At 62.9% G+C, this 26052-nt stretch carries 27 protein-coding genes; 10 read left to right on the forward strand and 17 right to left on the reverse strand.

Annotated features, from left to right (window positions below; translation table 11 throughout):
- Positions 1-56: 56 nt before the first annotated feature.
- The 3 genes from Amn_RS18675 to Amn_RS18685 all read left to right on the forward strand — a co-directional run bounded on the left by Amn_RS18675 (position 57) and on the right by Amn_RS18685 (position 4074).
- The gene (locus Amn_RS18675; protein WP_286290883.1) at positions 57-1496 is read left to right on the forward strand and encodes a metal-dependent hydrolase family protein; all 1440 of its coding nucleotides are present in this window, start codon (positions 57-59) and stop codon (positions 1494-1496) included.
- A gap of 310 nt (positions 1497-1806) precedes the next feature.
- Positions 1807-3093 (forward strand): DUF2778 domain-containing protein, encoded by a 1287-nt coding sequence (locus tag Amn_RS18680; protein WP_286290884.1) that lies wholly within the window; start codon positions 1807-1809, stop codon positions 3091-3093.
- A gap of 63 nt (positions 3094-3156) precedes the next feature.
- Positions 3157-4074, forward strand: a complete 918-nt coding sequence (locus tag Amn_RS18685) for a cation diffusion facilitator family transporter (protein ID WP_286290885.1) — start codon at positions 3157-3159, stop codon at positions 4072-4074.
- Between the two features lie 15 nt (positions 4075-4089).
- Here the strand turns inward: Amn_RS18685 and Amn_RS18690 are convergent, their stop codons facing one another.
- Complete coding sequence (locus Amn_RS18690; protein ID WP_154386318.1) at positions 4090-4851, reverse strand: ABC transporter permease; 762 nt, start codon at positions 4849-4851, stop codon at positions 4090-4092.
- Positions 4848-5774: an ABC transporter ATP-binding protein gene (locus Amn_RS18695; protein ID WP_067966320.1), complete on the reverse strand. Its 927-nt coding sequence runs from the start codon at positions 5772-5774 to the stop codon at positions 4848-4850. Before Amn_RS18695 ends, Amn_RS18690 begins: the two co-directional genes overlap by 4 nt.
- A gap of 211 nt (positions 5775-5985) precedes the next feature.
- Between Amn_RS18695 and Amn_RS18700 the strand changes: the two genes are divergently transcribed.
- The 6 genes from Amn_RS18700 to Amn_RS18725 all read left to right on the forward strand — a co-directional run bounded on the left by Amn_RS18700 (position 5986) and on the right by Amn_RS18725 (position 12761).
- Positions 5986-6918, forward strand: a complete 933-nt coding sequence (locus tag Amn_RS18700; protein ID WP_286290886.1) for an alpha/beta fold hydrolase — start codon at positions 5986-5988, stop codon at positions 6916-6918.
- 96 nt (positions 6919-7014) lie between these two features.
- Positions 7015-8190 (forward strand): CaiB/BaiF CoA transferase family protein, encoded by a 1176-nt coding sequence (locus Amn_RS18705; RefSeq protein ID WP_286290887.1) that lies wholly within the window; start codon positions 7015-7017, stop codon positions 8188-8190.
- The gene (locus Amn_RS18710) at positions 8187-9839 is read left to right on the forward strand and encodes a thiamine pyrophosphate-binding protein (RefSeq protein ID WP_192315506.1); all 1653 of its coding nucleotides are present in this window, start codon (positions 8187-8189) and stop codon (positions 9837-9839) included. Before Amn_RS18705 ends, Amn_RS18710 begins: the two co-directional genes overlap by 4 nt.
- 182 nt (positions 9840-10021) lie before the next feature.
- Positions 10022-10738, forward strand: coding sequence for a glycosyltransferase family 2 protein (locus Amn_RS18715; protein WP_286290888.1), 717 nt, complete (start codon positions 10022-10024; stop codon positions 10736-10738).
- Positions 10735-11064, forward strand: a complete 330-nt coding sequence (locus Amn_RS18720; RefSeq protein ID WP_067960293.1) for a lipid-A-disaccharide synthase N-terminal domain-containing protein — start codon at positions 10735-10737, stop codon at positions 11062-11064. The genes Amn_RS18715 and Amn_RS18720 overlap by 4 nt, the downstream gene beginning before the upstream one ends.
- Before the next feature lie 8 nt (positions 11065-11072).
- Complete coding sequence (locus Amn_RS18725) at positions 11073-12761, forward strand: ArnT family glycosyltransferase (RefSeq protein WP_286290889.1); 1689 nt, start codon at positions 11073-11075, stop codon at positions 12759-12761.
- A gap of 257 nt (positions 12762-13018) precedes the next feature.
- On the opposite strand, the gene Amn_RS18730 is transcribed toward Amn_RS18725, so the two are convergent.
- From Amn_RS18730 to aptA, 9 genes are all read right to left on the reverse strand, one after another.
- Positions 13019-13993: an ABC transporter substrate-binding protein gene (locus Amn_RS18730; RefSeq protein WP_067960286.1), complete on the reverse strand. Its 975-nt coding sequence runs from the start codon at positions 13991-13993 to the stop codon at positions 13019-13021.
- A gap of 51 nt (positions 13994-14044) precedes the next feature.
- Complete coding sequence (locus tag Amn_RS18735; protein ID WP_502874730.1) at positions 14045-15178, reverse strand: ABC transporter permease; 1134 nt, start codon at positions 15176-15178, stop codon at positions 14045-14047.
- Positions 15175-16053: an ABC transporter permease gene (locus Amn_RS18740; RefSeq protein ID WP_154386322.1), complete on the reverse strand. Its 879-nt coding sequence runs from the start codon at positions 16051-16053 to the stop codon at positions 15175-15177. The genes Amn_RS18735 and Amn_RS18740 overlap by 4 nt, the downstream gene beginning before the upstream one ends.
- A 6-nt stretch (positions 16054-16059) precedes the next feature.
- Positions 16060-16575 (reverse strand): hypothetical protein, encoded by a 516-nt coding sequence (locus tag Amn_RS18745; RefSeq protein WP_286290890.1) that lies wholly within the window; start codon positions 16573-16575, stop codon positions 16060-16062.
- Positions 16576-16577: 2 nt separating this feature from the next.
- Positions 16578-17399, reverse strand: coding sequence for an ABC transporter ATP-binding protein (locus Amn_RS18750; RefSeq protein ID WP_286290891.1), 822 nt, complete (start codon positions 17397-17399; stop codon positions 16578-16580).
- Between the two features lie 177 nt (positions 17400-17576).
- Complete coding sequence (gene hydA, locus Amn_RS18755; RefSeq protein ID WP_263006605.1) at positions 17577-19028, reverse strand: dihydropyrimidinase; 1452 nt, start codon at positions 19026-19028, stop codon at positions 17577-17579.
- A gap of 153 nt (positions 19029-19181) precedes the next feature.
- Complete coding sequence (locus Amn_RS18760) at positions 19182-20432, reverse strand: Zn-dependent hydrolase (RefSeq protein WP_067960275.1); 1251 nt, start codon at positions 20430-20432, stop codon at positions 19182-19184.
- A gap of 11 nt (positions 20433-20443) precedes the next feature.
- A complete protein-coding gene (locus tag Amn_RS18765; protein WP_286290892.1) occupies positions 20444-20743 on the reverse strand; it encodes a cupin domain-containing protein in 300 nt (99 codons plus the stop codon).
- Entirely contained in the window at positions 20740-22068 is a 1329-nt protein-coding gene (gene aptA / locus Amn_RS18770; protein ID WP_067960270.1) for an omega-aminotransferase AptA, read from the reverse strand. Before aptA ends, Amn_RS18765 begins: the two co-directional genes overlap by 4 nt.
- A gap of 239 nt (positions 22069-22307) precedes the next feature.
- Here aptA and Amn_RS18775 point away from each other — a divergent pair, with 239 nt between their 5' ends.
- Positions 22308-22943 carry a TetR family transcriptional regulator C-terminal domain-containing protein gene (locus Amn_RS18775; protein ID WP_154386372.1) on the forward strand — a complete coding sequence of 212 codons (636 nt, stop codon included), beginning with the start codon at positions 22308-22310 and terminating at the stop codon, positions 22941-22943.
- Between the two features lie 140 nt (positions 22944-23083).
- Here Amn_RS18775 and Amn_RS18780 read toward each other — a convergent pair whose 3' ends face one another.
- From Amn_RS18780 to Amn_RS18805, 6 genes are all read right to left on the reverse strand, one after another.
- Positions 23084-23392, reverse strand: coding sequence for an EF-hand domain-containing protein (locus tag Amn_RS18780; RefSeq protein ID WP_286290893.1), 309 nt, complete (start codon positions 23390-23392; stop codon positions 23084-23086).
- Complete coding sequence (locus Amn_RS18785) at positions 23278-23670, reverse strand: EF-hand domain-containing protein (RefSeq protein WP_286298235.1); 393 nt, start codon at positions 23668-23670, stop codon at positions 23278-23280. The genes Amn_RS18780 and Amn_RS18785 overlap by 115 nt, the downstream gene beginning before the upstream one ends.
- Positions 23671-24085: 415 nt before the next feature.
- Positions 24086-24463 (reverse strand): DoxX family protein, encoded by a 378-nt coding sequence (locus Amn_RS18790; protein ID WP_263006602.1) that lies wholly within the window; start codon positions 24461-24463, stop codon positions 24086-24088.
- Between the two features lie 72 nt (positions 24464-24535).
- Complete coding sequence (locus Amn_RS18795; protein WP_210283696.1) at positions 24536-24982, reverse strand: carboxymuconolactone decarboxylase family protein; 447 nt, start codon at positions 24980-24982, stop codon at positions 24536-24538.
- A gap of 8 nt (positions 24983-24990) precedes the next feature.
- Positions 24991-25515: an RrF2 family transcriptional regulator gene (locus Amn_RS18800; protein ID WP_154386326.1), complete on the reverse strand. Its 525-nt coding sequence runs from the start codon at positions 25513-25515 to the stop codon at positions 24991-24993.
- Between the two features lie 91 nt (positions 25516-25606).
- Entirely contained in the window at positions 25607-26014 is a 408-nt protein-coding gene (locus Amn_RS18805) for an AprI/Inh family metalloprotease inhibitor (RefSeq protein ID WP_286290894.1), read from the reverse strand.
- Positions 26015-26052: the final 38 nt, after the last annotated feature.

The following is a 26052-nucleotide window of genomic DNA, read 5'->3' on the forward strand; positions in this document are numbered from 1 at the left end:
GCCAATGCCCCCCATGGGACTACATTAACTTCGCTCGAAGGCTGATGGGGGATGCAATGCTCCGGTTAGGTCAGAAGTACCAGCACCTCGTTCACGGAACCGGCTGCAGCTGCTTCAGCCCCGAGATTCAGCAGGCATCGCGACGCCTCGAGGCCCTTACGCGACGCGGCTTCATGGCGGGCATGGGAGCAAGCTTTGCCGCTCTTGCCTCGCCTTCCCTGGCCCAGTCACCCGGCCCGTCACAAAAAACCCTGTTCAGGCAGGTCAGACTGTTCGACGGCACCTCCGACACACTCAAGACTGGCGTTCAGGTCCTGGTCGAAGGCAACCGTGTCACAGCGGTAGACACGAAAAACAGCGCAGCACCCTCCGACGCAACTGTCATCGACTGCGGCGATCGTGTGCTCATGCCGGGCCTGATCGACGCCCACTGGCATACGGTGTTTGCGGCGGTGCCGTTGAACGTACTGCTGGCGGGCGATCCGGGCATCATCTTCGCTGCCACCACCGCCGAGGCAGAGCGTACCTTGCTGCGCGGCTTCACCACGATCCGGGATTTGGGTGGTCCGGTTTTCTCGTTCAAACAGGCTGTCGACAGCGGCATAGTTCCGGGCCCACGCATCTTTCCCTGCGGAGCGATGATCACGACGACAGGAGGCCACGGCGATTTGCGCATGCCGACAGAGATCCCGCGAGATGGCAACCAGCTCAGCGTCGGCGAACTGATGGGAGCCAACGCGGTCGTCGATGGCATTCCCGACTTGAAGATGCGCATCCGCGAGCAGCTGATCCAGGGGGCATCGCAGATCAAGCTTGTCGGCGGTGGCGGGGTTTCGTCGCCGCGCAGCCCGCTCGACATGTCGACCTTTGCCGAAGACGAGATACGCGCTGCCGTCTCTGTGGCAAAAGACTGGAATACATACATCACCGTCCACGCCTATGCCCCGAACACCGTTCAGCGGGCGATCAACGCCGGTGCGGCCTGCGTCGAGCATGCGCACCTGATGGATGAGGCGACGGCAAAGCTCTTTGCCGAAAAAGACGTATGGCTCAGCATGCAGCCATTCCTCACCGTCGAGGATGCTGAGCCTCAGACCGGTCCAAGCGCGGAACGCATCCAGCAGCTGTTCGCCGGCACTCCCAAGGTCTACGAGTTTGTTCGCAAGCACGGCATCAGGACCGCGTGGGGTTCCGACGTGCTGTTTTCGCCGGCAATGACCGCGCGCCAAAGCGTCATGTTCACCCATCTCAGCAATTTCTACACCAATGCCGAGGCACTCCGCATGGCAACTTCGGGGAATGCGCAGCTGCTGGCGCTGTCCAATCTGCGCAATCCCTATCCCGGCAAGCTCGGCGTGATCGAACCAGGCGCCCTCGCCGACATGCTCCTTCTGGACGGAAATCCGCTCGAAAATATCGACCTGATCAGCGAGCCGGGCAAGAACATGGTCGTGATCATGAAGGACGGCATGATCCACAAGAACACACTTGGCTGACCTCGAAATTCTCTTGCACAGTTCTCACCTGGACAGGCGCCAATACTGGCGCTGACCATGCGGCACCGTACCGTCGGATACCCCTGACGCAGGGTTCTCAGGCCCCGAATGCCGGGCCTGCGATGTTTGGCGCAAACGCAAAGCAAAAATTAACCACATTTGTCCATCCTTTCTCCATCGTTCTGTCGAGTTGGGGACATTCCGGAAATCACGCACTGCGGTCGCTTCGCCGGCCGCACGATGTTGCGGGACAACTGGTCTGCTACGCGTTTTGAGTAAAATCGTTCGTCCACAATCCTTGCGCCGTCTGGTGCGCCCGTTTGTCATCGCTTGTGTCGGCACGGCTTTCGCCGGCATGGCGGCGTGGTCGATGGCCGGCATGGCCGCATTAAGCAATGTCAGCGCCTTCGATCCGGCCCACCTGGCGCCCAAGCCGCACGCGCAGCCGGTGATCGTCAAGCAGGCGCGGCTCACGGCCTATGTCAGTACCGACAAGGCATCGCGGCTCGCCGCCTCGACCAAGCCCTTGATATCCGCCAACGGCGCCAAGCCCGCCGCCATGGCCAGCCTAGCCGGCAGTCTGGGCAAATCAGCCCGCCATGCAACCGTAGCGGCTGCCGCGCCCGCAAACAGCAATGCCGCCCGCTTCGACACCATAGCCAGCAAGGCTGATCTGAGCTCCAAGAAGCTCGCCAGCCTGTTCGCGGCCAGTTCCGTCGAACTGAAACAGCTTGCCGACGCCGCAGAGAGCGCCGATCAGCCGGTATCCTTGCCAGCTTCGGTCGCAGAGCGCCCGACCATCCTCGCTTATGCTGATCCGTCGCCTGGCGGCGCTGCCGACACTGCACTGTCGACCCTTCTGACCGGGTCTTCCGAAGAGGAACTCGCCGCGGCACAAGCTGAAGCAGAAGCGGCCGCCCTGCCCGACTATGCCGAAACCCCGTCGGCCGGCCCCCGTCCGGAACTCCGCCCCGAAGTCGCTGCCGCCGAGCCTGCAGATGTCGGCAAGGCGAACGCCCCCGATCCCGAGGTCAGTGCACCGAAGGTGGTCGAAAAGCCAGAAACCCGAAAGCCGCAAAAACTCGCCTATGCGCGCCCGGAAATTCCCGAGGACAAGCCGGGCAGCACGCTCGGCCAGTCGCTGCGCAGCCTGTTCGGCGGTAAGATCCGCACCGGCAACGGCGTAGCGGTCTATGACATCAGCGCCGCCAAGGTCTACATGCCCGACGGCAGCGTGCTCGAGGCACATTCGGGCATCGGCAACATGGCCGACAACCCGCGCTACGTCCACGTCAAGATGAACGGCCCGACCCCGCCCCACACCTACAATCTCAAGATGCGCGAGAGCCGCTTCCACGGCGTCGAGGCGATCCGCATGCTGCCGGTCGACGGCAAGAACAAATATGGCCGCGACGGCTTCCTGACGCATAGCTATTTGCTGCGCGGTGGGCGCGAGGAGTCGCATGGCTGCGTCGCCTTCGCCGACTACAAGCGCTTCCTCACCGCCTTCAAGCAGGGCAAGGTCAAGCAGATGATCGTGGTGCCGAGCGGCGGCCGCGAGAGCTTCCGCCTGGCCTCGAACGGCAAGGCGATCTGAGGCAAGACCGCCCTCAAGCCGTCAGCGATGGACATCCGCAGGCGGCTATTTCATAGCTGATCCATGAAAACCGAAACAAATCTGCTTCGGATGTCAATCGCCGTGACGTTCGTCGTGGCGCTGTTCGGCATCGTCTTCGGCGTCCTCAGCGGCTCCTTCTCCATCGCCTTCGACGGCGCCTATTCGCTCGCCGATGCGACGATGACCATCCTGGCGCTGATCGTCGCCCGCCTCATCACCAGCAATGCCACCCACAACCGACGCCTGCACAAGCGCTTCTCGTTTGGCTTCTGGCATCTCGAGCCCATCGTGCTCGGCCTGAACGGCATCGTGCTGATCAGCGTTTCCTGCTACGCGCTGATCAATGCTGTCGCCAACCTTTTGGCCGGCGGACATCATCTCGAATTCGATTTCGCCATCATCTATGCGGCCGTCACCCTTGCCGCATGCCTGACGATGGCGACCATCGGCAGCCGCGCCAACCGGACGATCCAGTCCGACTTCGTGGCGCTCGACGTCACCGCCTGGATGATGTCGGGCGGCATCACCGCGGCACTGTTGATCGCCTTCATCGGCGGCTGGCTAGTCGAAGGCTCAAAGCTTGCCTGGACAGCGCCTTATGTCGATCCGGCTGTGCTCGCGCTTGTCTGCCTGGTCATCATCCCGATGCCCATCGGCACAATTCGCCAGGCCTTCTCCGACATTCTGCTGATCACGCCCGAGGCGCTCAAGACACATGTCGACGAGGTCGCACGGGCAACGGTGAAGAAGCACGGCTTCGTCTCATACCGCGCCTATGTCGCCAAGGTCGGCCGCCTGATGCAGGTCGAGCTCTATTTCATCGTCCCGCCCGGCCTGCCCGCTAGGACCATCGAGGAATGGGACGCCCTGCGCAACGAGATTGGCGACGAACTCGGCGACGAAGGCCCCGACCGCTGGCTGACGATCGCCTTCACCGCCGACAGGGAATGGGCCGAGTAAGCCTCCGCCCTTCTGTTACACCTTAATGCGCCAGCCAGTCCTGAAGATCCACCAGACGGCGGCAAGGCATGCCGCCAGGAACACCAGCGTCATGCCGAGGCTGATGCCGACATTGACGTCGGAGACGCCGAAGAAGCTCCAGCGGAAGCCGCTCACCAGATAGACCACCGGATTGAACAGCGACACCGTGCGCCAGAACGGCGGCAGCATGTCGATAGAGTAGAAGCTGCCGCCCAGGAAGGTCAGCGGGGTAACGATCAGCAGCGGCACCAGCTGCAATTGCTCGAAGCTGCGCGCCCAGATGCCGATGATGAAGCCGAACAGGCTGAAGGTTACCGCCGTCAGCACCAAAAACAGCAGCATCCAGACCGGATGCTGGACCTGCAGCGGAACGAACAGGGCCGCGGTGGCAAGGATGATCACGCCTAAAATGATCGACTTGGACGCCGCCGCCCCGACATAGGCGATGACGATCTCCAGATAGGACACCGGCGCCGACAAAAGCTCGTAGATAGTGCCGACGAATTTCGGGAAGTAGATGCCGAACGATGCGTTGGAAATGCTCTGGGTCAACAGCGACAGCATGACCAGGCCGGGCACGATGAAGGCGCCATAGCTGATGCCGTTGATCTCGCTGATGCGCGAGCCGATGGCCGCACCAAAGACGACGAAATAGAGCGAGGTCGAGATGACCGGCGAGACGATGCTCTGCAGCAGCGTGCGCCACGTACGCGCCATTTCGAACAGATAGATTGCGCGGATCGCGTAAAAATTCATCGCCGTTCACTCACCAGATTGACGAAGATCTCTTCCAGCGAGCTCTGCTTGGTCTGCAGGTCGCGGAAGCGGATTCCGGCGTCGTTGAGGTCCTTGAGCAGGGCCGTGATGCCCGTCCGCTCGCCTTGGGTGTCGTAGGTGTAGATGAGCTCGTTGCCGTCCTCGGACAGTTCGAGCCCGTGGCTCGAAAGCGCCGGCGGCACCTGCTCCAGCGGCTGCTGCAGCTGCAGCGTCAGTTGCTTGCGGCCAAGCTTGCGCATCAGCTCGGCCTTTTCCTCGACCAGGATGATCTCGCCATGGCTGATCACGCCGACGCGGTCGGCCATCTGCTCGGCTTCTTCGATATAGTGCGTGGTCAGGATGATCGTAACGCCGGTTTCGCGCAGCAGGCGCACCACCTCCCACATGTCCCGCCGGAGCTCGACATCGACGCCTGCCGTGGGTTCGTCGAGGAACAGAATCTGCGGTTCATGCGACAGCGCCTTGGCAATCATCACGCGGCGCTTCATGCCGCCCGACAAGGTGATGATCTTGTTGTCCTTCTTGTCCCACAGGGAGAGGTCCTTGAGGATCTTTTCGATGTGGGCCGGATTGGCCGGCTTGCCGAACAGGCCGCGGCTGAAGCTCACCGTCGCCCACACCGTCTCGAAGGCGTCGGTCGTCAGCTCCTGCGGCACGAGGCCGATCAGCGTGCGCGCCGCACGATAGTCACGAACGATGTCGTGGCCATCGGCCAGTACGGTGCCCGAAGTCGGATTGACGATGCCGCAGATGACGCTGATCAGCGTCGTCTTGCCGGCACCATTGGGCCCGAGCAGCGCAAAAATCTCGCCGCGGCGAATGTCCAGATTGATGTTCTTCAGCGCCGAAAAGCCCGACGCATAGGTCTTGGAAAGATTGGAAACGGAAATAATCGGCTGCATGACGATCATCACTTCAGCTGGGAATGGTACGGAAAATCGCGAAAAATGCCGGCGGGGGCGGCCGGTTCTGGGGTTAGCGCAATATATGGGCTGGCTTCCGCCGAACAAGGGACGTCGTGACAACTCCTGACATTGTCCCTGTGCACCACGGTTCGCCGGCCTTGACGGGCGCACCTGACATCCCCGACAGTCCGCACCGGGGGAGACAGCAATGCCGTTCGACACCGCCACCACGCTTGCCTCCCCGACCGGGGCAAAACTCAATCTTTATGTCAGGCACGCCGACACCCCTGCCCGTGCCGTCGTCCAGATCAACCACGGCCTCGCCGAGCATGGCGCGCGCTACGCCCGTTTCGCCGATTTCCTTGCCGCGCGCTGCTGCCATGTCTATGCACACGACCATCGCGGCCATGGCGCGACAACTGCCCCCGATGCGCCCAAGGGCCGTTTCGCCGGCAAGAACGGCTTTGACATCGTGGTCGCCGACATCGCGGCGATCCACGACCATATCGCCGGAAAGCATCCCGGTCTGCCGGTGGTCGTCTTCGGTCATTCGATGGGCGGGCTGATCGCGCTCAATTTCGTCCTGCGCCACTCCGAACGCGTTGCTGCTGCCGCGATATGGAACGCCAATTTCTCCGCCGGCATACTTGGCCGCCTGGCGCAGGCGATCCTCGCCTTCGAGCGCTTCCGGCTGGGCTCGGACGTGCCCTCCCGCATGCTGCCCAAACTGACCTTCGGCGACTGGGCCAGGAAGATTCCCAACCGACGCACCGAATTCGACTGGCTGTCGCGCGATGTCTCAGAGGTCGACGCCTATGTCGCCGATCCGCTCTGCGGTTGGGATGCGTCGGTGTCGATGTGGATCGACGTCTTCGACCTCGTCTTCGCCGGTGCCGACGACGGCAACTTCGCCGGCGTGCGCAGGGATTTGCCGTTCAATCTGGTCGGCGGTCAACGCGATCCCGCAACCGATGGCGGCAAGGCTGTCGAGGCGCTCGCCGGGCGGCTGCGCCGGATGGGCTTTTCGAATCTCCTTTCAAAGGTTTATCCCGAGACCCGCCACGAAAGCCTGAACGAGATCAACCGCGAACCCATCATGGCCGATTTCGCCGGTTGGCTCGACCGGACGCTTCCCCGGTGAATGGCAGGGCTGGCCCAGTCCAACGCTGTGGCGGCCAATCGGGACTCCTGTTAGAGCCAATTGTGTACAATCTGTTGAAATGACATCTGGTGTCTCATGAGCTATCCGCCTCTTCACGGAATCCGCGTCATCGAACTTGCCCGCATCCTTGCCGGTCCCTGGGCCGGGCAATTGCTGGCGGACCTCGGGGCTGATGTCATCAAGGTCGAAAATCCTGACGGCGGCGACGACACCCGCAAATGGGGCCCGCCTTTCGTCACCTCGCATGACGGCGAAAACCTTTCGGCGGCCTATTATCATTCCTGCAACCGCGGCAAGCGCTCGATCGCGCTCGACTTCTCGACGCCGGAAGGGGCCGAGATCGTGCGCAAGCTGGTCGCAGGCGCCGACGTGCTGATTGAGAACTTCAAGCTCGGCGGCCTGAAGAAATACGGCCTCGACTATGACAGCCTGAAGAAGATCAATCCGAAGCTGGTCTATTGCTCGATCACAGGCTTCGGCCAGGACGGACCCTACGCCCCCCGCGCCGGCTACGACTTCATCGTCCAGGGCATGTCCGGACTGATGTCGATCACCGGCCCCGCCGGTGGCGAGCCGCAGAAGGTCGGCGTCGCCGTCACCGACATATTCACCGGGCTCTACTCCGTCATCGCCATCCAGGCGGCACTGCGTCACGCCGAGGCCACCGGCCAGGGCCAGCATGTCGACATGGCGCTGTTCGACGCCCAGATGTCGGTGCTCGCCAACCAGAACCTGAACTACCTCGTCTCGGGCAACTCGCCGGTGCAGATGGGCAATGCCCACCCCAACATCTCGCCCTACGAGGTGTTGCCGGTGCGCGACGGGCACTTCATCCTTGCTGTCGGCAATGACGGCCAGTTCCAGAAATTCTGCGCCATCGTCGGGCTCGAAGCCATCGCCACCGACCCGCTCTTCGCCACCAACTCGGCCCGCGTCGCCAACCGCGTCGCGCTGCGCGAAAAGATCGTCGCAGCCCTGACCGGCTTCGGCCGCGAAGAGTTGCTGGCAAAGCTCGAGGCTGCGGGGGTGCCGGCAAGCCCGATCAACACCATCGGCCAGGCTTTCGCCGATCCGCAGGCGATCGCGCGCGGCATGCGCTTGGACCTCGACGACGGCCTCGGCAACAGGCTGCCGTCGGTGCGCGCGCCGATGGTGATGTCGGAGACGCCGCTTGCCTATGACCGCCCGTCGCCGCGCCTCGGGCAACACACCGCTGAGATCCTTGCCGAACTGGAGAAGACTGCGAAATGAAGACCGGCGGAAAACTGATCGTCGAGGCGCTCGAGGCCAATGGCGTCGACCGCATCTATTGCGTGCCGGGCGAATCCTATCTGGCCGTGCTCGATGCCCTGCATGATTCCAGGGTCCAGAGCATCGTCTGCCGCCAGGAAGGCGGTGCCGCGATGATGGCCGACTGCCACGGCCGCCTCACCGGCAAGCCAGGAATCTGCTTCGTCACCCGCGGTCCCGGCGCCACCAATGCGTCGGCCGGTGTTCATATCGCCATGCAGGATTCGATCCCAATGATCCTGTTCATCGGCCAGGTGGCGAGCCACGCCAAGGAGCGCGAGGCCTTCCAGGAGGTCAATTACCGCCGCTTCTTCGGCGACATCGCCAAATGGGTTGTCGAGATCGACGACGCCGCGCGCATTCCCGAGCTGCTCACCCGCGCCTTTTCGGTGGCGACGTCGGGCCGTCCCGGCCCGGTCGTCATCTCGTTGCCCGAGGACATGCTGACCAGCGAAGTCGAGGCACCTGTCGCCCTTCCCGCCGTACAAGTGGAAACCCATCCTGGCGAGGCCGAGCTGGACCGGGTCGAGGCGCTGCTCAACGCAGCCAAGCGCCCGTTTGTCATCCTCGGCGGCACGCGCTGGGACCAGCGCCTGGCTTTCGATGACATTCAGGCGATATCAGAGAAATGGTCGCTGCCGGTCGGCGTCTCGTTCCGGCGCCAGATGCTGTTCGACCACCTGCACGCCAACTATGCCGGCGATGTCGGCATCGGCATCAATCCAAAGCTCGCCACGCGCATCAAGGAAGCCGACCTCGTGCTGCTGATCGGCGGCCGCTTCGGCGAAATGCCGTCGTCCGACTACACGTTGCTCAAGAGCCCCTATCCGGACCAGCAGCTCGTCCACGTCCATGCCGATCCGGACGAGCTCGGCCGCGTCTACCGGCCAACGATCGCCATCAACGCCTCGCCGGCCGCTTTCGTGCGAGCTTTCGCCAGGCGCAAGGGTCCGGCAGTACCAGGCTGGGCCGAGGAGACGAAAAAGGCGCATGCCGACTATCTCGCCTGGTCGACCCCGCCGCTCACCGGCCCCGGCCCCGTGCAGATGGGCCCGATCATGAACTGGCTGGAAAAGGTGCTGCCCGAGGACGCCATCCTCACCAATGGCGCCGGCAACTACGCCACCTGGGTGCACCGTTTCCACCGCTTCCGCCGCTACGGCACGCAGGCAGCGCCGACCTCCGGCTCGATGGGCTATGGCACACCGGCAGCGGTTGCCGCCAAAGGTCTGTTCCCGGAGCGCGAGGTCATCGCCTTTGCCGGCGACGGCTGCTTCATGATGAACGGCCAAGAATTCGCCACCGCCGTGCAATACGGCCTGCCGATCATCGTGATCGTCGTCAACAACGGCATCTACGGCACCATCCGCATGCACCAGGAGCGCGAATATCCCGGCCGTGTCGAGGCAACCGACCTCAAGAACCCTGACTTCGCAGCCCTTGCTCGCGCCTATGGCGGCCATGGCGAGACGGTGCGTGAGACCGACGAGTTCGCCGCAGCCTTCGAACGCGCACGCGCCAGCGGCAAGCCGTCGATCATCGAGATCAAGCTCGATCCCGAAGCGATCACGCCGACGCGCACGCTGAGTGACATCAGGGACAAGCGCTGAGCATTGCATTGGGGCAAGGGAGACCTTGCCCCAATGGACATCTCGAAAATGTGAGACCTGCCCCAGCAGTCAACTGGGAACTTGGCTCAGGGAAAGGCGCAACCATCGTGGCAAAGGCGCGGCTTTATGCTATTGAGGCCGCGAATTTCGCCATCCTGTTGTAACCTTCCCCAGGCAAACTGATGATTTCAATCGTCATTCCGTGCAAGAACGAGGCTGAGAACCTGCCGATCCTGGTCGGCGAGGTTCACGCCGCGATGGCCGGCCGCGACTACGAGATCATCGTCGTCGACGACGGCTCCACCGACCGCACGCCAGACGTTCTCGCCGAGCTAGCGCGCAGCGCCGGCCGCCTGCGCCACGTCAGGCACGACCGTTCCGCCGGCCAGAGTGCGGCCGTCCGTTCCGGGGTTTTTGCCGCGAAAGGCGACGTCGTCGTCACCATGGATGGCGACGGCCAGAACGACCCGGCCTACCTGCCCAAGCTCGCCGACGCGCTTGTTGCCGCCGGCCCCACCGTCGGCATCGCCGCAGGGCAGCGTCTCAAACGCACCGACACCAAGCTCAAGCAGCTGTCTTCGCGCTTTGCCAACGGCCTGCGCGAGCGGATTCTGCACGACGGCACCCGCGACTCGGGCTGCGGCCTCAAAGCCCTGCACACTGACCTGTTCCGCCAGTTGCCGTTCTTCGACGGCTGGCATCGCTATTTGCCGGCACTTGCGCTGCGCGAAGGCCGTGGCGTGGTCCATGTCGACGTCGTCGACCGCTCGCGAATCCACGGCAAGTCCAACTACGGCATCCTCGATCGCGGCCTGCGCGGCGTTCTCGACCTCTTCGGCGTGTGGTGGCTGCGCCGCCGCCGCAAGGTCGTGCCATCAGTCACGGAGCTTGGCCAATGAACCTGATCTCGGAACTCGGCACCTGGCTGCACGACGTTTTCATCGCCCAGTTCGACGGCTGGATCCTGCTCGGCTTCGTTGCCCAGGGCTTCTTCACCATGCGCTTTGTGGTGCAGTGGCTCGCTTCCGAACGCGCCAAGCGCTCGGTCGTACCGATCGCCTTCTGGTTCTTCTCGCTCGGCGGCGGCGCGCTGCTTCTGATCTACGCCATCAAGCGCCAGGACCCGGTCTTCATTGCCGGCCAGGGGCTCGGCCTGTTCATCTACATCCGCAATCTCTGGCTGATCGCCAATGAGCGGCGCCTGGCTATGTCCAAGACGGACTGACCACGGGCATGTCGACCATCGGACTCAAAACCTCCGCAACGTCCCGCAAAACGTTGACGCCGCTGACTTATCTCCTCCTGGGCCTGCTCGCGTTGTTCGCCTTTGCGCCGGGCACCTCGACGTTGCCGCCGACCGACCGCGACGAGTCGCGCTTCGTCCAGGCGACCAAGCAGATGGTCGAGAGTGGCGACTATGTCGACATCCGCTTCCAGGACGTGCCGCGCTACAAGAAGCCCGCCGGCATCTATTGGCTGCAATCCACAGCGGTGCTTCTGAGCGGCCAGGGCAGCGACGCCCCGATCTGGGTCTACCGCCTGATCTCGGTGCTCGCCGGTACCTTCTCGGTGCTGGCGCTGGCCTTCATCGCCGACCGCATGTTCGGACGCAGCGCCGGGGTCATTGCCGGCCTCGGCATGATGGGCATCCTGATGCTGGGCGTCGAGGCGCGCATCGCCAAGACCGATGCCACCCTTCTCGCCACCGCCCTGCTCGCCCAGGGCGCGCTAGCCACCATCTATCTCGGCCACAAGGCCGGCAGGCCGCAGGGCAACGCCAACTGGCTGTTCTGGGCCGCACAGGGCCTGGCGCTGCTGATCAAGGGACCGGTGATCCCCTTCCTCAGCCTGCTCACCATCGCCGCCCTCGTCGTCTTCGACAAGGACCGCGCATGGTTGCGCAAGCTTCGACCATTCACCGGCCTGCTGTTGACCCTTCTGGTTGCGGCCCCTTGGCTGATCCTGATTACGCTCAAGACCGGCGCCGAATTCTGGCAGGAGTCAGTCGGCAAGGACCTGCTGAGCAAGGTCGGCTCCGGCCAGGAATCCCACGGTTTCCCGCCCGGCTATTATTTCCTGACCTATTCGCTGTTCATGTGGCCCTTCGCGCTGGTGGCACTCGAAGGCGGGCTCAAGGCGCTCAACAACTTCCGGCAGGACCCGCGCCTGCTGTTCTGCCTTGCCTGGTACCTGCCCTACTGGGTGGCGATCGAGCTGATTCCGACCAAGCTGCCGCATTACGCCCTGCCGGCCTACCCGGCGATGATCCTGCTGATGGCCTGGCTGCTGACCTCCAAATCGGCCGCCAGCATCGAGCTGTCGCGCTGGCAGCTCTGGCTGCGCCGCGCTTGCGCCTTCGGCATGTTCGGTATCAGCATCGGCCTTTCGGCAATCGCTTTCGGCATCACGCCCTACTTCCTCGGCTATGTCTCCTGGTGGGGGTTGCTGGCCGCCGTGCTCGTCCTGATCGCCGCCCGCTACGGCATCGGCGCGCCTGATGGCATGGACCCGGTCAAGCGCATCGCCCTCGCCGCGGCGGCGGCTGCTGCGGTCTTTGGCGTGCTGACGCTGAAGATCCTGCCGCCGCTCAAGCCGCTCTGGCTCAGCCCTGAGATCGCCGAGCGCTTCGAGAAGCTGAAGCCCTGCCCGACCTCCGTTCTGGCCTCGGCCGGCTATGGCGAGCCAAGCCTCGTTTTCCTCGCCGGCACGAACACGCAGCTAACCGACGGCAAGGGTGCGGCAGCGGCGCTCATCGCCGATCCCGCCTGCGCCATCGCCGTCGTCGCAGAAGCCGAGAGCAAAGCCTTCCTCGCGGCCATTCCCGGTGGTGCCGACGCGCTCCGGCAGCGCGGTATCATTGAAGGCATGAACTATTCCAAGGGCGAGCCGCGCACGCTGACCTTCTACACGCTGGCGAAGTAGCGTCCGGCTGCCCGACGGGCGCACCTTGGTCGTGCGCGGGTCCTTCGAGGCCCGCTTCGCAGGCACTCAGGACGCAGGAGTTGGCCCCCGCTCTCCTGACGGCGCTACGCCCTTCCGAGAAGCGCCTCTGCCCAACCGCCCTCATCCTGAGGTGTTCGCCTGAAAAGGCGCCCCTCGAAGGACGCACCTCAAGCGCCCACCTCAAACAAAAAGGGGCGGTCGCCCGCCCCCTTTCCGATCTCCGATCATCCAAAAGCTTACTTGATCGCCTTGTCGGTGATTGCCGAAGTCCAGGCGCCCGAAGGCTCCTTGGTGATGATTTTCTGTGCCAGCAGCGCGTCGGCGGTGCGCTTGTAGGCCGCCTCGATCAGCTTGCCATCGGCATTGTCGATCAGCTTGGCCACCTCGCCCATCATGCGCTTCTGGTGGTTTTCGTCCTGGCCGCCATTGTCGACGACGATACCGGCAGCCTCGTCTGGATTGTCGACGGCATATTTCCAGCCCTTCATCGAGGCGCGCACGAAGCGAACCATCTTGTCTTCGAAGGCCGGATCCTTGAGCTTGTCTTCCATGGCATAGAGGCCATCCTCGAGCAGATCGTTGCCCATGGCGGTGTAGTTGAAGACAGTCAGCTCTTCCGGCTTGAAGCCGGCGTCGATCAGCTGCCAGTACTCGTTGTAGGTCATGACCGAGATGCAGTCGGCCTGCTTCTGAATCAACGGCTGCACGTCGAAGCTCTGCTTCAGCACCGTCACGCCATCGGCGCCGCCCTCGGTCTTGAGGCCAAGCTTGTTCATCCAGGCGAAGAACGGATATTCATTGCCGAAGAACCAGACGCCCAGCGTCTTGCCCTTGAAGTCGGCTTCGGTCTTGACCGGGCCGTCCTTCGGGCAGACCAGCTCCATGCCGGCCTTCTTGTAGGGCTGGGCGATGTTGACCAGGCCGACACCCTTCTCGCGGGCGGCGAGCGCGCCGCCCATCCAGTCGACGATGACGTCGGCACCGCCGCCGGCGATCACCTGCTCGGGCGCAATGTCGGGACCGCCCGGCTTGATGTCGACGTCGAGGTTTTCCTCGCCGTAGAAGCCCTTCTCCTTAGCGACGTAGTAGCCGGCGAATTGCGACTGGGTCACCCATTTGAGCTGCAGCGTCACCTTGTCGGCGGCGAGTGCCGCTTGTGCTGCGGCCAGCGACATCGCTCCCGCCATCAACGATACCATCAGTCTTTTCATCTTCTTCTTTCCCTCTGAAGTTGGACCGCGGCCCCGCCCAAGGAGCTCAGGTCACGCCCGCCCACCACGGACAGACGGATGCCAGAAAGTGGTGGCCCTCTCGATCAGGGCGACCACGCCATAGAAGACGGAACCGGCCAGAGCCGCAACAGCGATCTCCGCCCAGACCATGTCGACATTCATGCGCCCGATCTCGGTCGAGATGCGGAAGCCCATGCCGACGATCGGCGTGCCGAAGAATTCGGCGACGATGGCGCCGATAAGCGCCAGCGTTGAGTTGATCTTCAACGCATTGAAGATGAAGGGGGCGGCGGCCGGCAGGCGCAGCTTGAACAGCGTCTGCCAGTAGCTGGACGCATAGGTGCGCATCAGGTCGCGCTCCATGTGGCCCGATGCGGCGAGGCCGGCAACGGTGTTCACCAGCATCGGGAAGAAGGTCATGATGATGACCACGGCGGCCTTCGACTGCCACTCGAAGCCGAACCAGATCACCATGATGGGCGCCACGCCGATGATCGGCAGCGCCGATACCATGTTGCCAATCGGCAGGAGCCCGCGGCGCAGGAACGGCACGCGGTCGGCCAGGATCGCGACGAGGAAGCCCGAGGCGCAGCCGACGACGTAGCCGAACAGAACCGCCTTGAAGATCGTCTGGCGCACGTCGGCGGCAAGGGTCGGTAGCGATGCGCCGATGCGCGCGGCAATTGCGCTCGGCGGCGGCAACAGGATGAAGGGGATGCCCGCTCCGCGGGTCACCGCCTCCCATATGATCAGGATCCACGCCCCGAAGATCGCCGGGATCAGCAGCCTGAGCAACGTCCTTGCCTGTTTCGACACCGGGCGGACTGCCGACAGCACGGCGACGCAACGCCAGGCCAGCAGCCAGGCGGCGGCAAGCAGCAGGAAGTATGGCAGGCGCGCCATGCCTTCATTGCCCGCAACACCCGCGATCAGCAACCAGGCAGCGCCATGCGCGCCGACGAACAGCAGGGCGGCACTGGCGATGCCGGTAAACATGGCGAAGGAGGCAACGCCGCTCAATGCGATCAGCCCGATGACAAGTGACGTCGTGCCTCTCGACATCGGTGCCGTAGCCTCCGTGGCGAGCATCGGCATTGTCGCCATGGCTACGGCGCAAAGCAGCACCGCCAGCCCGACCTGCCAGGACGGCTTGGAGTTCATCATGCCGGCCTCCCACCCATCGAGCGTTCGACAATCTTGCCGACGATCCCCACCAGCACCACCAGCATTGCCGCCACCACCGATCCGGCGACGAGCGCTGCCCACATGTCGATGGTCTGGCTGTAGTAGGAGCCCGCGAGCAGTTTTGCGCCGATGCCCGCAACCGCTCCCGTTGGCAGTTCACCGACGATGGCGCCGACCAGGCTTGCCGCCACCGCCACTTTCATCGAGGCAAACAGGAACGGCACCGAAGCCGGGACGCGCAGCTTCCAGAAGGTCTGCGACGCACTCGCATTGTAGGTATGCATCAGGTCGAGGTGCATGAGATCGGGCGAACGCAGCCCCTTCACCATGCCCACGGCGACAGGGAAGAACGACAGATAGGTCGAAATCAGCGCCTTGGGGATCAGCCCGGTAATGCCGATTGCCGCCAGAACGACGATGATCATCGGCGCCACCGCAAGGATCGGGATCGTCTGCGAAGCGATGATCCACGGCATCAGGCTGCGGTCGAGCGCGATCACATGCACGATGCCGACGGCGATCAGGATGCCCAGTGCCGTGCCGAAGGTAAAGCCGAGCAGCGTCGATGACAGCGTCACCCACGAGTGGTAGACGAGACTGCGCGCACTGGTGACCTTCCTGAGGAAGGTGTTTTCAAAGAAGTTCTGCGCCACCTGGTGCGGTGCGGGCATCGTCGGCTTGGGCTGCGACAGCGTCTTGCCGATGAATTCCATTGTCGTCGGCGTCTCGCCCGCCCGTCGGTCGAGATCGCGCTGGAACGGTGCGTTCATGAAGACGGCGAAGGCATACCAGGCGACGACGATGACAGCGAGGATGGTGATGACGGGCACGACCCGGTCTCGAACACGATCCATTGTGGCTCAATCCCTAGCCACTTCAAGTGATTGTTCAATCACCTCAGCACATCTTCGCACAAAGTGACTATCAACCCGAACTAGGAACTGACCGTCAGTTACATCTCCCTCTTCGTCGAAATCGGATCCATCGCCTCGAACATCGAAATCCAACATAGAATGTCGGCTCAAAAGCTGGTCGTAAGACTTACCTTTGCCATGCTTCAGAACGTTAATTGCCAGCTTATAATTTACAAAAACTTCAACCACATCCTTGCGTCCGAGCTTCATCAGAAGCTTCTCCAAATCTTGGAAAGCGTAATCTCCAAATCCGAACTCATCCTGAAGAACGGCTTCGTATGCGGAAAACATTCCTACTGAGATCACTGTCCGCTGCACGCGAAGCGCTCGAAGCGAGTTGACGGCTACTGTACTGCCAGATTCAGAGAGAGCTTCAATCGCTTGATGCTCTTTCTCGTCAATTAGAGGCAGGAGCAGATCACAGCTAGTAGTAAGCAAATCGATATCGTCACGCGCGCCCATCTTCAATCCTCATAGCTGTGCCCTGCCCTGAGCCCGTCGCGGACGCGCGCGGCGATCGCCAGGAATTCCGGGCTCTCGCGGATGTCGAGCGGCCTTTCCCTGGGCAGCGTCGACTCGATCACGTCGGTGACCCGGCCCGGGCGTGGCGACATCACGACGATGCGGGTCGAGAGGTAGACAGCCTCGGGGATCGAGTGGGTGACGAAGCAGATCGTCTTGTTGGTCTGCCGCCACAACCGGAGCAGCTGTTCGTTGAGATGGTCACGCACGATCTCGTCGAGTGCGCCGAACGGCTCGTCCATCAGCAATAGGTCGGCGTCGAAGGCCAGCGCGCGTGCGATCGAGGCGCGCTGCTGCATACCGCCGGAAAGCTGCCAAGGGTACTTCTTTTCGAAGCCGGAGAGGTTGACGAGGTCGAGCGTACGCTTGATGCGCTCCTGCTGCTCGGCCCTGGGCAGGCCGATAATCTCGAGCGGCAGGCCGACATTGCTCTCGATGGTCCGCCACGGAAACAATGCGGCCGCCTGGAACACGTAGCCATAGGCGCGCGCCTCGCGCGCCTGCTCGGGCGACATGCCGTTGATCGAAATCTTCCCTTCCGTCGGCTGCTCGAGATCGGCGATGACACGCAGGAACGTCGTCTTGCCACAGCCCGAAGGGCCGATAAAGGAGACGAACTCGCCCTTGTTGATGGTCAGATTGACGTCCGACAGCGCCCGCACCGGGCCGTCATTGGTCTGGAAGGTCAGCCCCAGTTGTCTGGCTTCGACGACGGCGTTCTGATCGACACGCGTCGCCGTGGCTTGATTGACTGTCATGAGCATTGCCCGACTTTACCCCACATCATGCCATCCTCTCCGAAGTTGAGGTAGGCGTCCACTTGATCGGGATGTTTTTGCTGGCTTGCAGAACCCGGTTGTCGTCCCGGTGCCATCCTTGCGACCGCCACGCGGTCGCCATCCCTGTTCGGTACATGGAAATAGCCTGCGAACCGCAGGGGCCTACACTCCGGTCGCCGGGATGCCCGTGCGTTCGACCTTGCGCGGCGCGGTGATCTCCTTCCACTGCGACAGCGCCCGGTTGACAGCTGCATGCGGCTCGCGCGCGACGAACTCGCCATGGCCGGGATGCGCCTTGACCTCGTGCTCCTGGATCGCCAGTTCGCCGCGGGTGAAGACGAAGCGCGGCAGGCCGGTCAGCTCGATGCCCTCGAAGACGTTGTAGTCGATCACCGACTGCTGGGTCTTGGCGGCGATGGTCTTCTTGCGCTTGGGATCCCAGACGATAATGTCGGCGTCAGCGCCTTCGACGATGGCGCCCTTCTTCGGGTACATGTTGAGGATCTTGGCGATGTTGGTCGAGGTCACTGCCACGAACTCGTTCATCGTCAGCCGGCCGGTGTTGACGCCCTTGGTCCACAGAACCGGCATGCGGTCCTCAAGACCACCGGTGCCATTGGGAATCTTGGTGAAATTGCCGACGCCGGTGCGCTTCTGCGCCGTCGTGAACGAGCAATGGTCGGTAGCCACCACCTGGAGAGAACCCGCCTGGAGGCCGGCCCACAGCGAATCCTGATGCAGCTTGTTGCGGAAGGGCGGGCTCATCACCCGGCGTGCGGCGTGATCCCAGTCCTTGTTGAAATATTCGGTCTCGTCGAGCACCAGATGCTGGATCAGCGGCTCGCCATAGACGCGCATGCCCTTCTGGCGGGCCCGGCGGATCGCCTCATGCGCCTGCTCGCAGGAGGTGTGCACGACATAGAGCGGCGAGCCCACCATATCGGCGATCATGATGGCGCGGTTGGTCGCCTCGCCCTCGACCTCGGGCGGCCGCGAATAGGCATGCGCCTCGGGGCCGTTATTGCCTTCGGCCAGCAACTTGGCCGACAGCTGGGCGACGACGTCGCCGTTTTCGGCATGGACCAGCGGCAGCGCGCCGAGCTCGGCGCAACGCTTGAACGACGAATACATCTCGTCGTCGTCGACCATCAGCGCGCCCTTGTAGGCCATGAAGTGCTTGAACGAGGTAATGCCCTTGTCGACCACCTGAGCCATCTCGTTGAACACCTGCTCGCCCCACCAGGTGATCGCCATGTGGAACGAGTAGTCGGAGCAGGCCTTGGAGGTCTTGTTGTCCCACATCTGCAGCGCTTCGAGCAGCGACTGGCCAGGCGACGGCAAGCAGAAATCGACAACCATGGTCGTGCCGCCGGACAGCGCCGCGCGTGTGCCGCTCTCGAAGTCGTCGGCCGAATAAGTACCCATGAACGGCATTTCGAGATGGGTGTGTGGGTCGATGCCCCCGGGCATGACGTAGCAGCCAGTGGCGTCGAACTCGTGGTCGGCATGCAGGTTCTCGCCGATGGCGACGATCTTGCCATGCTGGATCAACACGTCGGCCTTCCACGTCCGGTCGGCCGTTACGATGGTGCCGTTTCGGATGACTTTGGTCATTGTTCAGTTCCCCTATTGTTGCCGCGCTTCTTTGCGAGCGCTTCAGCAAAGTTTCACATCATGTAACGGCAGACACTCCACGCAGGCCAAGCGCAAGCCGCCCTTCCCCGTGATGGGAAAGGGCTGCGAGCGTGGAGATGTCGGCCCAAAGAATCACTCAACGATCTCCGCGGTCTCGACCACGGCGTGGAACAGCACGTCGCAACCAGCGGCGGCCCATTCCGGATAGATCTCTTCGTCTTCGTTGTGGCTCAGCCCGTCGACACATGGGCAGAACACCATCGCCGTCGGCGCGACGCGGTTTATCCAGCAGGCGTCGTGGCCGGCACCCGAAACGATGTCGCGGTGGCTGTAGCCGAGCCGCTCGGCGGCGTCGCGCACGGCCTTGACGCAGCTCTCATCGAAGGCGACCGGGTCGAAATGGCCGACCTGCTCGATCTCGTAGGAGATATCAAGCGCCTCGCAGATCGTGGCGATGCCCTCGCGGATGCGCCCGTCCATGGCGTCGAGCACTTCCTTCTCCGGCGAGCGGATGTCGATGGTGAAGACGGTTCGCCCGGCGATGATGTTACGCGAGTTCGGATAGACCTCCATGTGGCCGACGGCGCCGACGGCGTCGGGCTGGTAGTCCATGGCGATCTCATGCACCAGCTCGGTCACCCGCGCCATACCGAGCCCGGCATTGCGGCGCTTGTACATCGGCGTCGAGCCGGTATGGGCCTCACGCCCCGTCAGCGTCACCTGCAGCCACTTCAGGCCCTGGCCGTGGGTGACGACGCCGATGTCGATGTCCTCGTCCTCGAGGATCGGCCCCTGCTCGATATGCAGCTCGAAGAAGGCCTTCATCTTGCGGGCGCCGACCTTCTCGGTGCCCTTCCAGCCGATGCGCTCGAGCTCGTCGCCGAAGCGCGCGCCATGGGCGTCGGTGCGTGCGTAGGCATAATCCTGGTCGAGCACGCCGGCGAATACGCCAGATGCCAGCATGGCGGGGGCAAAACGCGTGCCTTCCTCGTTGGTCCAGTTGGCGACGACGATCGGATGCCTGGTCTTGATGCCGAGGTCGTTGAGCGTGCGCATCACTTCGAGGCCGCCAAGCACGCCGAGCACGCCATCGAACTTGCCGCCCGTCGGCTGGGTGTCGAGATGGCTGCCGACATACACCGGCAGCGCATCGGGATCGGTGCCTTCGCGACGGGCAAACATCGTGCCCATCTCGTCGACGCCCATTTCAAGCCCGGCCGCGTCGCACCATTTCTTGAACAGGTGGCGGCCCTCGCCGTCCTCGTCGGTCAGGGTCTGGCGATTGTTGCCGCCGGCAATGCCGGGGCCAATCTTCGCCATTTCCATCAGCGAATCCCACAAACGCTCTGAATTGATTCGTAGATTTTCGCCTGGTGCGGACATGGTTCGGACCCTTATGCTTTCAACTCGACTTCAACGAACGACATTGGCTTGTCGCCGGCATTGACCACATTGTGCTCGACGCCCTCGTCGCGCCTATAGGCGACGCCGGCAGCCATGTCGACGCGTCGCGTGCCGCCGCCGGGCTCTTTCAGCAGGAAAGCGCAAGGCGTGATCGTCGTTACGACATAGTCCATGCCATGGCGGTGCCAACGCGTTTCCGCGCCGGGATCGAAATCCCAGCGCGTGACGCGGACCCTGTCGTCGTCGACGAGCACTTCGCTCGTCGCCTGCTGCCGCGCCTGGTAGGTCAATCCACCATCCTCAGCACTTCCCGGACGTGGTCGATCAGCTCGTTGATCTGGCCCTTGGTGATGATCAGCGGCGGCGACAGGGCGATGATGTCGCCGGTCGTGCGGATCAGCGCGCCACGCTCGAACGCCTTGACGAAGGCCGAGAAGGCACGTTTGGTCGGCGCGCCAGCCATCGGCTGCAGCTCGATCGCGCCGATCAGGCCGATGTTGCGGATGTCGATGACATGCGGCTCGCCCTTGAGCGAATGCAGCGCCTCCTCCCAGTAGGATGCAAGCTCCGCGCCGCGGGTCAAAAGGCCCTCTTCCTTGTAGGTGTCGAGCGTGGCGAGTGCCGCGGCCGAGGCAATCGGATTGCCCGAATAGGTGTAGCCGTGGAAGAACTCGATCATATGCTCGGGGCCGGTCATGAAGGCGTCGTGGATCTCCTTCTTCACGAACACGGCACCCATCGGGATGACGCCGTTGGAGACGCCCTTGGCGGTGGTGATGATGTCGGGGATGACGCCGAAATAGTCGGCCGCGAACGGCGTGCCGAGACGGCCGAACCCGGTGATGACCTCGTCGAAGATCAACAGGATGCCGTGTTTGGTGCAGATGTCGCGCAGCTTCTGCAGATAACCCTTCGGCGGGATCAGCACGCCGGTGGAGCCGGCGACCGGCTCGACGATGACGGCGGCGATTGTCGAGGCGTCATGCAGCGTGACGATGCGCTCGAGTTCGTCGGCCAATTCTGCGCCATATTCCGGCTCGCCCTTGGTAAAGGCGTTCTTGGCCGGCAGGTGGGTGTGCGGCATGTGGTCGACGCCGCCAAGCAGCGTGCCGAACATCTTGCGGTTGGTGACGATGCCGCCGACCGAGATGCCGCCGAAATTGACGCCATGATAGCCGCGTTCGCGGCCGATCAGGCGGGTGCGCGCGCCGTCGCCCTTCACCCGGTGATAGGCCAGCGCCATCTTGAGCGCGGTTTCGACCGATTCCGAACCGGAATTGGTGAAGAAGACGTGGTCCATGCCCTTGGGCGCAATGTCGACGAGGCGGTTGGCCAGCTCGAAGACGATCGGGTGACCCATCTGGAAGGCCGGCGCATAGTCGAGCTCTGCCGCCTGCTTCTGGATCGCCTCGGTGATCTTGGGCCGGCAGTGGCCGGCATTGACGCACCAGAGACCGGCGGTGCCGTCGAGAACCTTGCGGCCGTCGCTCGAGGTGTAATGCATGTCCTTGGCCGCAACCATCATGCGCGGCGACTGCTTGAACTGCCGGTTCGAGGTGAACGGCATCCAGAATGCGCTGAGATCGTTGGGCGTAACTTTGAGCCTGTCCGACATGACCAAGCTTTCCTTTCTTCCCCTGTTTAGGTACGGCCAACGCTTGGTCTTCGGTGCGTTTTCATGCTACGCAATTTTTTGACCGAATGGACAAACGTTAGCACCGCCGCATTGGCGGTCAAGGGATTACTACCGGAAATGCGGCTTCTGAGGCGCGCTCCACAGGTCGGCAAGAACTGGTCCAGCGGATTGGTCCAGATGCGATCTCCGTCCACCCTCCAATGCGGGATGTCATGACCATGGAAGGCTCGACTCCGCGCGGCCGCACCCGCATCCAGAAAGAGAAGCGTGAGGTCATCCTCGAAGCCGCCCTGGAGGTGTTTTCGACCAACGGCTTCCGTGGCTCGACCATCGACCAGATCGCTGAGGCGGCGGGCATGTCGAAGCCCAATTTGCTCTATTACTTCAGGCGCAAGGAAGACATCCACGAGACACTGATGCACCGGCTGCTCGACACTTGGCTCGCGCCGCTGAAGGAGCTCGACAACATCGGCGACCCGATGACCGAGTTGCGCAGCTACATCAGGCGCAAGCTCGAAATGGCGCGCGACTATCCGCGCGAGAGCCGGCTCTTCGCCAATGAAATCCTGCAAGGCGCGCCGCGCATCATGCCGATGCTGGAGGGCGAGCTGAAGGAACTCGTCGACGAGAAGGCCGAGGTCATCAAAGGCTGGATGCGGGCCGGCAAGATCGCCAGGACAGACCCCTGGCACCTGATCTTCTCGATCTGGGCGACGACCCAGCATTATGCCGATTTCGACGTCCAGGTCCGCGCCGTGCTCGGCCCGGACCGTGGCGGCGACGGCCGTTTCGAGGATGCCGCCCGATTTCTCGAACAGCTGTTCCTCGAAGGGCTCAAGCCGAAGGCTGGCTGACCGCGCTATCACGCCACTTCCGTGTCATTTCCAGCGATCCTGCTCGAACACAAGGCCGTGGGTCTTCTCTCGGAGGCGCGATTGCGCGTCCTTGGGACGGTTTGGCACTCCAGCCACGGCGGCCGGAGCGCCGTCACCCACTACTCCTTCGGCGCCATGAACTCCTGGGGCGACAATCTGCCGTCGGCGTCGCGGTCGAAGGCGGCAACGAGATCAGCGCGATCGCCGTCACCACCGACCTCTCCCGGCGACAGGAAGCCGTCCTTGTCAGCGTCGACGGCAGCGAAGGCCCGGTCGACCAGCGCCCGGTGATGCGCCTCGAACTCCTCGAAGTTCAGCTTGCCGTCGCCGTTGACCTGAACTGGCCGGCGCGATCCTTGGCGCCGCCGCTGTCGGGCACGCGCACTGACAATACCACCGGCTTGTCCCCCGTCTCGGGTGCCGCACACATGACGAACATCAGTCCCGGCTGGGCCTTGTCAGCCTTGGGCGGTGCCGGCGGTTCGGCCGTATTGGCCGCTGGCCCGATCCGGAAGGTTCTTGACAATGTTCCGCCAAACTCGTCGGCGCTGAGCGCGCCATTGCCATCGGCGTCGGCTTCCTTGAAAGCGACCTGGAGGTCCGGCAGTGCGGTGGCTGGCGAGACGGCGAGCCCGACGCCGCCTACGGCGACGAGGGTGGCAAAAAGGGCCATGGATGGCCGGGCGTAGAGGCGAAGTCTGGTCATGTTTCTGTCCCATGCTGAGGGGGTTGAACATGCCGCTTCGGACAGATAGGCGTCGATGAAACCGCGCACGACCTCGCTGGCCGGCCTCCCCTCTGCCCGACTGCGGGCCATCAGGGCCTGCTTGGTTTCGTGCGGAATCCGGATTTCCAGCGTTTCGCTTTTCTTGGGCGTTCTGGTCATGGCGTGTCTCGTCTTCGCCGTCGGCTTGGCGGCCCGCCAATGAGGACAGGCTGCAGCGTTCATTGAAACATGAGAGGCGTCCCGATGCAGGCGTTTTCGTGTCCGGACAAGGTGATTTCACCTTGTTTGAAGAGCGCAACGCCGCTGACCACAGGCCTTTCTCAAATCAGGAAAGCACTTTTTCTGGCATGACTTGGCAGCACAGATTGAATCTGTTCCTTCGCTGCAAAGCAGCTTAACCGCCTGTTGCGATCACCATCAGAAAACTGCCGGCCAGCGCCACGTTGCTGACCACGCCATTGATTCGCGAGGCGCGATCCGGGCCCTGATGATCCCAGAAATTGTTGAACATCAGCGTCCCGGCAATCAGGAACACGATCAGGGCCGCGGCCGCATAGGCGGCGTGAAAGCCGACGACCAGCATCAGGCCGGCGACGATTTGCAGAATGATCCCGGCCCATAAGACGAGATGGGCCTGCGGTACGCCGCGCGCAGTCATCATGCCAGACAAAAGCTTGGTGTTGGTAATGTTGCGCAGTCCGGCAAAGACGAAGGCGCCGCCGAGCAAAAGACGGCCGACTGCAGTAAGCACGGAAATATCAGTTTCGAACATGCACAGCTCCTTGCGCGGCCGCCATCGGCGACCGCTGAAAATACGTCTGATTTTTTGGGAAGGCTGGAAAACTCAGGCGGCCTTGGCGTCGGCGACCGGATGGACGGCATGGAACGTCACGCAAAGCCGGTTCCAGGTATTGATCATACCGACCGCCATGGTGAGCTTGACCAGTTCCTCACCGGAGAAGTGCTTTTGCCCCTCGGCATAAAGCTCGGCCGGAACACCGGCATCCGCAATGTTGGTGACCGCTTCTGTCCAGGCAAAGGCCATGCGCTCACGCTCGCTGAAAAGCGGCGATTCCTTCCATGCCGCAACGAGCCAGAGGCGCTGCTCGGTCTCGCCATCCTGCTTGGCCTCGCGGCTGTGCATGTCGACGCAATAGGAGCAGCCGTTGATCTGCGATGCGCGCAATTTGATCAGGTGCAGCAGGCTGTGCTCGAGGCCGCATTCATTGATTGCGGTGTTGAGCGAGACCAAGAGCTTCGTCAGGTCGGGTGCAGCGGTGTAGAAATTCATCCTTGGTTTCACGGTATCTTCCTTTCGTTGATGGTTCTCTTTTGCGGCCGCTGGTTTAGCGCGACGAATGCGCAACTGGCGGCAACGATGCGCTGGTCGGTGTTCTCGGTGAAGTCGGAGACGATGTCGGACAGCTTTGTGCCTGCAAGTGCGGCGCGATAGGCACGCTCGGCCTTAAGCATGGCGACATTTATGCCGCAGGGCTTCACATAGGCCGAGGGGTCGAGGGCATATTTGCCCTTCTGCCTGATCTCGCCGCAGCGGAACGCCGGCTCCCTGCCCTCGACCGCCAGCACGATGTCGAGCAGCGTGATCTGCTCGGCCGGCTTCGCCAGCCTGTAGCCGCCACTCGGACCCGGCAGCGATTCCAGCACCTTCGCCGCCGTGAGCGCCTTCAAGTGCTTGAGCAGGTAGCTCGGTGACAGGCCGAAGGCTTCGGCCATGGCATTGGCGGGCAGCGTGCCGTCGCCATCGACGCCGGCCAGCATCGCCGCACAATGGATCGCCGCCTCCACGCCATCACCGAGCTTCATCGTGGTCTCCTTATCGTGGATATATAATATCGTGGATAAGTAATATCCGCAATAGGCGCATGCGAACAATCTGGGAAAAACCGTCCACGGCTCACTTCTTCGGCAGCTGCTCGATGGTGAAGATGCCATCGATCTCCTGTGCCGCGATGTAGGTCACGTCGGGTGTGTAGAAACGCAGGCGCATCTGCCTGACGGCGTCGACGAGGTCGATGGCCCAGCCTTCCTTGAGACGCCAGGCGGCAATCTCGTCCATAACAGGAAAGGCTTTGGCGCAGGCCGGGTCGACATCGATCTGCAAGCCGCCGATGGTCATCTCGCGCTCGAGCACGACATCGCAGCTCCTGTCGCCGGCCTCGTTGCGGATCCGCCATCTGCCGAGAAAGCCGTCAACCTCGGCCTTGTCGAGCGCATCGAGGTCGAGCGACTGAAGATCGTCGGCCCACGCCCCACGCGAAAGCAGGCTCGCCGCGACCATCACCCCAGCCCCGATCAGACGCATCGCCTGTTCCCTCGCTCGCCGCGACGATATCGACACAA

It is taken from the genome of Aminobacter sp. Y103A, assembly GCF_030294925.1.
Classification (GTDB): domain Bacteria; phylum Pseudomonadota; class Alphaproteobacteria; order Rhizobiales; family Rhizobiaceae; genus Aminobacter; species Aminobacter ciceronei.

Coding starts and splice junctions, on each gene's coding strand:
- Amn_RS18675 (WP_286290883.1), top strand. CDS start 57: ATGCTCCGGTTAGGTCAGAAGTACCAGCACCTCGTTCACGGAACCGGC.
- Amn_RS18685 (WP_286290885.1), top strand. CDS start 3,157: ATGAAAACCGAAACAAATCTGCTTCGGATGTCAATCGCCGTGACGTTC.
- Amn_RS18690 (WP_154386318.1), bottom strand. CDS start 4,851: ATGAATTTTTACGCGATCCGCGCAATCTATCTGTTCGAAATGGCGCGT.
- Amn_RS18695 (WP_067966320.1), bottom strand. CDS start 5,774: ATGCAGCCGATTATTTCCGTTTCCAATCTTTCCAAGACCTATGCGTCG.
- Amn_RS18700 (WP_286290886.1), top strand. CDS start 5,986: ATGCCGTTCGACACCGCCACCACGCTTGCCTCCCCGACCGGGGCAAAA.
- Amn_RS18705 (WP_286290887.1), top strand. CDS start 7,015: ATGAGCTATCCGCCTCTTCACGGAATCCGCGTCATCGAACTTGCCCGC.
- Amn_RS18710 (WP_192315506.1), top strand. CDS start 8,187: ATGAAGACCGGCGGAAAACTGATCGTCGAGGCGCTCGAGGCCAATGGC.
- Amn_RS18715 (WP_286290888.1), top strand. CDS start 10,022: ATGATTTCAATCGTCATTCCGTGCAAGAACGAGGCTGAGAACCTGCCG.
- Amn_RS18720 (WP_067960293.1), top strand. CDS start 10,735: ATGAACCTGATCTCGGAACTCGGCACCTGGCTGCACGACGTTTTCATC.
- Amn_RS18725 (WP_286290889.1), top strand. CDS start 11,073: ATGTCGACCATCGGACTCAAAACCTCCGCAACGTCCCGCAAAACGTTG.
- Amn_RS18730 (WP_067960286.1), bottom strand. CDS start 13,993: ATGAAAAGACTGATGGTATCGTTGATGGCGGGAGCGATGTCGCTGGCC.
- Amn_RS18735 (WP_502874730.1), bottom strand. CDS start 15,178: ATGATGAACTCCAAGCCGTCCTGGCAGGTCGGGCTGGCGGTGCTGCTT.
- Amn_RS18740 (WP_154386322.1), bottom strand. CDS start 16,053: ATGGATCGTGTTCGAGACCGGGTCGTGCCCGTCATCACCATCCTCGCT.
- Amn_RS18745 (WP_286290890.1), bottom strand. CDS start 16,575: ATGGGCGCGCGTGACGATATCGATTTGCTTACTACTAGCTGTGATCTG.
- Amn_RS18750 (WP_286290891.1), bottom strand. CDS start 17,399: ATGCTCATGACAGTCAATCAAGCCACGGCGACGCGTGTCGATCAGAAC.
- hydA (WP_263006605.1), bottom strand. CDS start 19,028: ATGACCAAAGTCATCCGAAACGGCACCATCGTAACGGCCGACCGGACG.
- Amn_RS18760 (WP_067960275.1), bottom strand. CDS start 20,432: ATGTCCGCACCAGGCGAAAATCTACGAATCAATTCAGAGCGTTTGTGG.
- aptA (WP_067960270.1), bottom strand. CDS start 22,068: ATGTCGGACAGGCTCAAAGTTACGCCCAACGATCTCAGCGCATTCTGG.
- Amn_RS18775 (WP_154386372.1), top strand. CDS start 22,308: ATGGAAGGCTCGACTCCGCGCGGCCGCACCCGCATCCAGAAAGAGAAG.
- Amn_RS18785 (WP_286298235.1), bottom strand. CDS start 23,670: ATGACCAGACTTCGCCTCTACGCCCGGCCATCCATGGCCCTTTTTGCC.
- Amn_RS18790 (WP_263006602.1), bottom strand. CDS start 24,463: ATGTTCGAAACTGATATTTCCGTGCTTACTGCAGTCGGCCGTCTTTTG.
- Amn_RS18795 (WP_210283696.1), bottom strand. CDS start 24,982: ATGAATTTCTACACCGCTGCACCCGACCTGACGAAGCTCTTGGTCTCG.
- Amn_RS18800 (WP_154386326.1), bottom strand. CDS start 25,515: ATGAAGCTCGGTGATGGCGTGGAGGCGGCGATCCATTGTGCGGCGATG.
- Amn_RS18805 (WP_286290894.1), bottom strand. CDS start 26,014: ATGCGTCTGATCGGGGCTGGGGTGATGGTCGCGGCGAGCCTGCTTTCG.